Raw genomic sequence first — 8,384 nt, 5'->3', positions numbered from 1 at the left:
ACAACAGCCTGATTCCAACCCCCGATGTGTGGCCACCACCGATCTGCGTAGGAGCGGGTTTACCCGCGAATACGGTAGCGGCGGCAACGTTGAACGACGGGTGGAAATTGGCCAGCAGGCCCGGCCCTTTCGCTCAGGGTCACCACCTGTAGCGAACAGGCTGGAATGGGTAACGCTTCAGGCCGTTTCGGGATAGCTGTACTCGAACACCCGAACCACCTCAGAAGCATGCCACGAGGCGGCCTCCATGCCATCGACCGGCCCGGTAAACCGCCCCAGGCGCTCGACACACTCAAAGAAGCCAGTACGCGGCAAACGGCTGGCGCCTTGGCTGATCACCAGCGAACTGCGCAATGGCTGTTCGGCACGGGCATCCAGCACCGCCAGGTATTCCAGCGCGGCAGTCAGTGTCTGCATGGCCGGGCTGGGTAGCTGCAAGCGCTCGATCAGCGCTCGGTATGTCAGCAAATGACGTTGACGACGGGCCAGGTCAAGCTCGCCCAGCAGGTTATCCCAGTGCTGACGGCTGATCCTGACCTGGCTCATGATGGCTCGCTCCAGCCAGCCACCCCCAGATGCCAGGCCAGGGCGCGGCGGATGGCAGCATCTGGCTGGCGTTCACCCGATTCGATCATGGCCAGATACGCCGGGCTCACCCCGACATTGCGCGCCAGTTGCTCAGGGGCAATGCCCTTGGCCTGGCGAATCTGGGCGACTTCGCTGAAGGCTGGCAGGGGCGCACTGGCAGCAACGCCCTGCGCCTCACTGGAAACCGCCTCGGCAGGTGCCTGCCCTGCAGCGCTGAGCAACGCCTGGTATTGCTCCCAGGGAACGACGGCGTACTCGGGTTGACCGTCCCGGCTGATGACCTGAATACCCATTACAAACCCCTTTAAAAAGGATTACAGCATGTAATCCGTAGGCATAACCCTTATGCCAATTATATTACCAACTCCGAGGTCTGTGCAGTTGAGGTGAGATTCAGGCCGGTTTCATTACTTGTTGCGCTCCAGCCGCAGCGCTTCCGGGGTAGCCGGCAGGCGCTCGACCACGCGCAGCCGCTCGGGTGCCTGGCTATCGCGCCAGGCCTTGAAGCGCGCCAACTCGTCGGCCACGGTTTTCAACACCCAGCCCAGCACCGCGATGTCATCGAGGAAACCCACCCCCAGCAACCAGTCAGGGATGGCATCGATGGGGCTGACGAAATACAGCAGGCCTGCCACGACAGTGACCAGTGCCTTGGGGCTGATGGCGCGGTACTCCCCCCTCCACCAGGCCAGGCACAGCGACTGCAGCAGCTTCACGTCTTCACGCAGTTGGCCGAGGCGCGGGCCTTTGCGCGCCACCGCGAACAGCAGGGCCGGCAAACGACCGCGGCTGAGCAGGCGCTCGGCCAACGGCAGGAAACGGGCAAAATTCCAGGGTGCGCTCATGGAGCCTCCGAGAGGAAAAGGTTATCCACATTTATTGTGGATAACCTTGTGAACAGGGCGACGTTTCCGACCCCAGGTGCCTGCCAGGCAAGGGGCCCGGTCAGATCGGGCGTTTTTTACACAGTCGTTTCACGCCATGACTACCTGCGCCGCAAACGATTTGCGTCAGAAACATCCTACTTCTTCACGCTGCATTTCCTCGGACAGTATCAGCTGTTGCAGGTTCGTCCAATCGGCACAAACGAAAACGCCCCAACAATGTGGGGCGTTTCCGACAACCAGCCAATGTTACTTGGCAGGTGCTTCTTCAGGGGCGTCGGCCTGCGGCTCGGCACCTTGCAACTGGGCCGGATCCTTGATGGCGATCAGTTCCAGGTCGAACACCAGTACCGAGTTGGCCGGGATCAGCGGGCTTGGGCTTTGTGCGCCATAGGCCAGCTCCGCCGGGATGAACAACTTGTACTTCTCGCCGACGTGCATCAGTTGCAAACCTTCGACCCAACCTGGGATCACACCGCTGACCGGCAGGTCGATCGGGCTGCCACGCTCGACGGAGCTGTCGAAGACCTTGCCATCGATCAGCTTGCCTTCGTAGTGGACAGTGACCACGTCAGTCGGTTTGGGCTGCGGGCCGTCGGCCTTCTTGACCACTTCGTACTGCAGGCCCGAGGCAGTGGTAACCACGCCTGGTTTCTTGGCGTTTTCTTCGAGGAATTTCTTGCCGGCGGAGGCGGCTTCTTCGCTGGCCTTGGCCAGGCGCTCCTCGGCGCGTTTCTGCAATGCGGTGAAGGCCTCTACCAGCTCTTCGTCCTTGATGCGTTGTTCTTTCTTGCTAACGGCGTCTTCGATGCCGAGGGCGACTGCTTTCGAATCAAGGTCTTCCATGCCTTCCTGAGCCAGGCTCTTGCCCATGTTCAGGCCGATACCGTAGGAGGCTTTCTGCGCCGGAGTCTTCAGCTCGGGGCTGCTGGCTTGTTGATCGCAGCCAGCCAGTACCAGGCCTACCAGGGCAACCGCAGCCGCCAAACGATGCTGTTTCATGCTATTTCCTTGTTCATGCGCCATGAGGGCAATCAGGGTAAAGCCGCGAGCTTATCAGGCGGCCATGACCAATGGCTACCGGCATAGGAGCGGGTTTTCGTAAGGAAGTTCAGTCATTAAAAGCTTCTTCATCGAAGCTTTACAGCCATTGGCCAGTATTGACCCTTTGTGCCGGGTTTGCCGGGCTTTTGTGGCTTTTTATTTCTGCAGGTTCTGAGGTCGGAAACATCGGGGTGATCGGCGCTTTTCACAGGGGCTAAAACAGGTCAGGGAGCCCCCGAAAACCTCAAGGATACCGACCCTCTCGATATTCCCCCGCCACCTCCCGCAGCACCTCTCCCACCCACTGGCCCGGCAAACTCAACGGCAAGGCGGCATTGCGGCAAATCCCCACCGACCCTCCCGGCTCGCGCCCCCCCAGGTCAAGCTCGACCAGTTCGCCACGGCGCAGGTCGAGCAGCACGGCATCACGCGGCGCCACCCACAGGCCATCGCTGCCCAGCAGGTAGCGCCGGCTCAGGGCAAGCGACAGGGTTTCCAGGCGCTGCGCCGGCATCTGGATGCCGCATTGCACGAACAGGCTGTCGGCGTGCTGGCGGATGGTGGTGCCAGCGGGTGGCAGCACCAGCGGGTAACGCCCCACCTGCCCCCGCTCCACGGGCGTGCTGGCCAGCAGCGGGTGACCCGGGCGCACCACCAGGCTCATCGACTCGCTGTACAGGTGCTCGAACGACAACCCCTGGATTTGCGGACTGTCGGTCATGCGCCCCACCACCAGTTCCAGCTCCCCCAGGTGAAGCTGGCCAAGCAACTGCGCGCTGACCCCGGTGACCACGCTGATCACCAGCGCTTCATGGCGCTGATGCAGGCGGCACAGCACCTCAGGCATGAGCAGGCCTTCGACCGTGGACAGCACGCCGATGCGCACCTGCGACGGCGCCCGCGCTTCACCGCGCAGGCTGCTGACGCCATCGCGCAGCGCCTGCACGCTGGGCCCGGCGTAACGCATGAAGCGGGTGCCGGCCGGGGTCAGCTCGACACCCTGGCGGCTGCGCTCGAACAGGCGCGCCTCGAGCAGGTCCTCAAGCTCCTTGAGGGTCTTGGAAATCGCCGGCTGGCTGATCGACAGGCTATCGGCCGCCCTGGCCAGGCTGCCCTGCCGGGCAATCTCCAGGAAGCACAGCAGGTGGCGGTATTTGATGCGGGTGTCGAGGTTCATGGCAGCAAGCTTACCGCATCGCTACCTGCGGCGTATCCAGGTCTGCCGCCCCGTGCTCCCCGTTGCAGCCCAAACTCCAGGACCGGATCGTTATCCATCGACCACCAACGCCTATCATTTTTGCCAGTACCCACAACCATCCGGATCGCATTAAATGAGATCGCAAAAACCACTTCCCCAAGTGACAGGTCATATCATGCATCCAAATATGGTTTTTTTTGCCCAGACTCAACACACCCCCCGTGATTACCAAGGCGAGCGTCAGGAACTCAAGGCGCCCATTGACGTAACCTATGCCGACAAAGGGCACCTTCACATCGGCGAGCCTATCGCGGATCCTAGAAACGCGGTTTCGCAAATCCTGGCAAGCAACTACTATCCCGAGCGATTTTACTTGAGAGGCGTCCACAACGGCACGAAACCTTTCATTGCGCGCACCTTAAAAGATGGCGAGCTGGATACGTCTTTCAACAAAACAGGTCTTGTCTATCTGACTGACCTGAGCACAGTTTTTGATTATCATAGTTTCTCTCATATGGCCGAGGATGCGGAGGGTCACATCCTGCTCACTATGATTGATCGAACCCAAGGCTTCACCCACCTGTGGAAGCTTAAGCCAAACGGAAAGCCAGATACTGATTTCGGCAGCAACAACGGCTACATCATCCTAAATAATTTTTTCAATTTTAAAGATATCACGCTCTACCAATTCACCACTTACAAGAACGACTATATCTTCTCAGGTTCCCTTGAAAACGCTCCCATCCTTTTCGTGCTCACCCATGAAGGTGTCCCACGCCAGAGCTTTGGTAAGCTAGGCATCCTCAAGATGCAAGATCTTATTCCGGACCTCCGTTATGTCATTGGGGCGCCTAAGATGCTGGAGGTTGGTGAGAAGGTGCGCATCATCATCTACACGCGCTATTTCAACGATTCGTCGAGCATAAACGGAATCGCAGCACTGACATTGTCCGGAGCGCTCGACCAGCGCTTCGCTGACAACGGGGTCTATTGGTCAAAGCCTGGCATTATCATTTATGATTTCACGCTAAATAACGCCAGTCAGCGCATCACCGTCCACGGCCAGGTGTGGTCCGAAGGGACCAGTACTCCCATGATCTATCGGCTAGACTACACAGGAAAACCTGCTAAAGAATTCAACGAGGGTCGTGTCGTATTATTCCCCATTGAGGGTGGTTGGGACTATATGACAGAGGCCGATGGAAAACTGGTAGGTTATGGTTCATTTCTCGATCGCGGCATGGCGGTGCGTTACCGTCTGGACGGCCAACTTGATACTACATTCGTGCCGCCGAATGGTTACGGTGTTTTTACGGCAATCGGGTCGCAACCAGGATTCTATGGTAACAGCCATTCCGCGACGGTAATGCCAGAAAGCCAACGCCTACTCGTAGCGGGGCGGGAAATACAGACGGGTTCCACCCCTTGTGTCATTGCCGTCTCATTGAAGCAATAAAAATGAGACTAACTGGCACTTCACCAGAGACTGCATGAAAGTCTTGAGACGAAGTTCAGGCAATGCGAAAACAGCCAAGGAAGCGGAGTTTACGGGCTGTAAACCGACATCCCGAGGCTGTTTTCAACGCAGCATCAACGCGTATCAAGACTTAAGTGCTCGACAGGATATCGGCCGCCCCGGCCAGGCTGCCCTGCATGTCCAGATCGTTGACGCACCTGTCACCTCTGCCAGTAGCCGATCCTGGCGAAGCATCGCTCAATAGGTGTTCAGCGATTATTGTGAGTGGAGCTCAATACCAGGTCCGAATCAAGAATGCCGAGGGTGGCCTGATCGGTTACGGTGGTTTCTATGACTTCAACATGGCGGTGCGCTACCACTCAAGCGGCCAACTGGACACTCGCTTTACCCCCCCTATGGCTACGGTCAGTTGGGCGCGTTTTCGCCGCAGGATGGTTTCCATACCGCCGAGAATTCGGTAGTAGTCGATACCGACAACCAGCGCATGCTGGTGAGCGGGCAAGACGTACAGCAGGGCTACCGACTCCTCTGCCTGCTCGCCCTCTCTCTGAGACCGGTCCAGTAGTACGCCACGGCAGAAGCGGGCAGGCTTAAAGCATTGCCGCCTGCGGCGTATCCGGGTCGCGTTGCTGGCGTCGGAACTGGCCAGGTGGCAGGCCGTGGATCTGGCGGAAACGTCGAGAGAAGTAGGCTTCGTCCGCAAAGCCACAAAGCCGCGCCACCTCGCCCACTGGGCGGCTGCCGTTGAGCAGGTAGTTGCGTGCGGCGTGCATGCGCCGCTCCAGCACCAGCTCGCTGAAGGTCTTGCCGATTTCCTTGCGCAGCCAGTGGGTCAGGTAGGTCGGCGACAGGTAGGTGGCGGCAGCGACTTTCTGCAGGTTCAGGTCGGGGTCGTCGATATGCCGGCGCAGGTAGTCGCTCATGCGGCCCAGCGCAGCACGGCGGCTGAGCTGGGCAGCGTTGCTGTCGGCCAGTTCGCGCAGCGGCTCGGCATACAGGCCACAGACCTGGCCGATCAGCTGCAGCAACAGGCCTTTGAGGATTTCGCGGGTGCCGAAACGGCGGTTGGCATCCAGCGCACGCATGCGCTCGAGGGTTTGCCGTACCTCGGCAAAGTCCGGCTCACTCAGGTAGAAGTCGAGATGCTCCTGAAAGCGGAACGGCGACAGCTCCGGCGCCTGCAGGATCGACACTTCCTCCAGGTCCATCGGGTCGCAGGCCAGGTGCGGCAGCAGGAACGTCTGGGAGAAATTGATCACCACGAAGTCGCTGTCCTCCGGATGCGGGATCACATGCACCCGGTGAGGCAGGATGAAGGCCAGGGTGTTGCGTCTGAATGGGCGTTGCACGCTGCCGATGTGTTGCACCGTGTCGCCGCCGAGATTGACCTGGATCTGGAAGTACTCATGACGATGCGGCGCGGTCTCGGCGGGACGCCCGCGCTGGTCGCGGATGTAGAAATCCATCAGCTCGCTGCGCTGCTGCATGACATAGGTCGGAACCTCGCGCTTGGGGGGCATGGGCAATCTCCGGGATACAGGCGCTTTAAGTTGTACGACGTCCAAACTCTGCAATTTAACCCCTTATGCAAAAACCTGCGCAACCGCAAATCCACGCAGCCCTCTGAGAATGCGCTATTCAACCAATATTTCAGGCGAAACCCCGGCTGAGAAATTTCTTGGACAGCACAGCACTGCCCCGCCTCCAATGAAAAAAACGGTCTAAATACCCCGTTGCATTCACCGCGTTGTACGACCACCTTAGAAAAGGGACTGCAGCCCAACCTCTACCAACAACAACAAACGAGGTCGACTCATGTCGAGCACGCCTACCCCCCGCGCCGCGTCGTCGTACACGCTGGACGCGGCCCCTGCCCAGCGCCTGCCTACCCGCCGCCGCTGGTTCATGCTGTCGCTGCTGCTGGTGGCGACCATCATCAACTACGTCGACCGGGTGAACATTTCCATCGCCGCGCCGTTCATGGCCAAAGACCTGGGCCTGGACAAGGTCGAGATGGGCCTGATTTTCTCCGCCTTCGCCTGGACCTACGCGTTGGCCCTGGTACCGGCTGGCTTCATTGCTGACCGCTTCGGCTCGCGCCTGACCTATGGCGTGTCGCTGATCAGCTGGTCGGCGGTCACCGTGGCCCAGGGCCTGGCCAGTGGCTTCGCCTCGCTGTTCGGCCTGCGCCTGGCGGTCGGCGCCATGGAGGCCCCGGCCTTCCCGGCCAACAGCCGTGCGGTTACGGTATGGTTCCCCGCCCGCGAGCGCGGCATGGCCAGCAGCATCTACGTATGTGGCCAGTACCTGGGCACCGCGCTGTTCACCGGCGCGCTGCTGTGGCTGGCGACCACCTATGACTGGCGCCACGTGTTCTACAGCACCGGCCTGGTGGGCATCCTGTTCGGCGTCGTGTGGCTGGTGCTGTACCGCGACCCGCTGAACTGCAAGAAGGTCAGCAAGGAGGAACTGGCCTATATCGAGCACGGTGGTGGCCTGGTGAAGAGCAGCCAGCAACGTACCCGCTTCGACTGGCGACAGGTTTCCGAGCTGTTCCGCTATCGCCAGATCTGGGCGATCTGCCTGGGCAAGTTCGCCAGCACTTCGGCGCTGTACTTCTTCCTCACCTGGTTCCCCACCTACCTGATCGAAGAACGCCAGCTGACGCTGATCAAGGTCGGCATCTTCGCGGTCATGCCGTTCATTGGTGCCACGGTCGGCATCCTCCTGGCGGGCATCGTCTCCGACCTGCTGATCCGCAAGGGCTACTCGCTGTCGTTTGCCCGCAAGCTGCCGCTGGTGGTGGGCTCGATGCTGGGGATGTCGATCGTGCTGGTGAACTTCACCGACTCCAATGTGCTGTGCATCGCCGTGCTGACCCTGGCGTTCTTCGCCCAGGGCATCGCCTCGTCGTCGTGGGCTGCCGTCTCGGAAGTGGCGCCAAAGGAGCTGATCGGCCTGACCGGCGGCATTACCAGCCTGGCGGCGAACATCGGCGGCATCGTCACACCGATCGTGATCGGCGCGATCGTGCACGCCAGTGGCTCGTTCGCCATGGCGTTCTGGTTCATCGGTGGTGTGGCGTTGATGGGCACACTGTCTTACTCGTTGCTGCTTGGGAAGCTGTATCGCATCGAGCTGAAGGCTGCGGGCTGAGCCAAGGCGTGTATTGACGGTACCGGCCTCTTCGCGG

At 60.1% G+C, this 8,384-nt stretch carries 8 protein-coding genes; 2 read left to right on the top strand and 6 right to left on the bottom strand.

Annotated elements, in window-relative coordinates; all coding sequences use genetic code 11:
* Positions 1 to 177: 177 nt before the first annotated feature.
* The 5 genes from ACTJJN_RS14280 to pcaQ form a co-directional block, all read right to left on the bottom strand.
* Positions 178 to 546 carry a hypothetical protein gene (locus ACTJJN_RS14280; protein ID WP_003252539.1) on the bottom strand — a complete coding sequence of 123 codons (369 nt, stop codon included), beginning with the start codon at positions 544 to 546 and terminating at the stop codon, positions 178 to 180.
* Positions 543 to 881, bottom strand: coding sequence for a helix-turn-helix domain-containing protein (locus ACTJJN_RS14275; RefSeq protein ID WP_004577645.1), 339 nt, complete (start codon positions 879 to 881; stop codon positions 543 to 545). Before ACTJJN_RS14275 ends, ACTJJN_RS14280 begins: the two co-directional genes overlap by 4 nt.
* Positions 882 to 995: 114 nt before the next feature.
* Entirely contained in the window at positions 996 to 1,433 is a 438-nt protein-coding gene (locus ACTJJN_RS14270; protein ID WP_010952766.1) for a YkvA family protein, read from the bottom strand.
* Between the two features lie 288 nt (positions 1,434 to 1,721).
* A complete protein-coding gene (locus ACTJJN_RS14265; protein ID WP_012053420.1) occupies positions 1,722 to 2,474 on the bottom strand; it encodes an FKBP-type peptidyl-prolyl cis-trans isomerase in 753 nt (250 codons plus the stop codon).
* A 286-nt stretch (positions 2,475 to 2,760) separates the two neighbouring features.
* Positions 2,761 to 3,693: a pca operon transcription factor PcaQ gene (pcaQ, locus tag ACTJJN_RS14260; protein ID WP_014861548.1), complete on the bottom strand. Its 933-nt coding sequence runs from the start codon at positions 3,691 to 3,693 to the stop codon at positions 2,761 to 2,763.
* Positions 3,694 to 3,847: 154 nt separating this feature from the next.
* Here pcaQ and ACTJJN_RS14255 point away from each other — a divergent pair, with 154 nt between their 5' ends.
* Positions 3,848 to 5,170 (top strand): hypothetical protein, encoded by a 1,323-nt coding sequence (locus ACTJJN_RS14255; RefSeq protein WP_235784400.1) that lies wholly within the window; start codon positions 3,848 to 3,850, stop codon positions 5,168 to 5,170.
* Positions 5,171 to 5,781: 611 nt separating this feature from the next.
* Here ACTJJN_RS14255 and ACTJJN_RS14250 read toward each other — a convergent pair.
* Positions 5,782 to 6,711 (bottom strand): helix-turn-helix transcriptional regulator, encoded by a 930-nt coding sequence (locus ACTJJN_RS14250; RefSeq protein WP_012053423.1) that lies wholly within the window; start codon positions 6,709 to 6,711, stop codon positions 5,782 to 5,784.
* Positions 6,712 to 7,006: 295 nt separating this feature from the next.
* Between ACTJJN_RS14250 and ACTJJN_RS14245 the strand changes: the two genes are divergently transcribed.
* The gene (locus ACTJJN_RS14245; RefSeq protein WP_088513587.1) at positions 7,007 to 8,347 is read left to right on the top strand and encodes an MFS transporter; all 1,341 of its coding nucleotides are present in this window, start codon (positions 7,007 to 7,009) and stop codon (positions 8,345 to 8,347) included.
* Positions 8,348 to 8,384: the final 37 nt, after the last annotated feature.

It is taken from the genome of Pseudomonas sp. 22515, assembly GCF_052044625.1.
Lineage (GTDB): Bacteria > Pseudomonadota > Gammaproteobacteria > Pseudomonadales > Pseudomonadaceae > Aquipseudomonas > Aquipseudomonas alloputida.
Note: the sequence above shows the minus strand (reverse complement) of the source record. Positions and strands in the feature narration are given on the sequence as shown.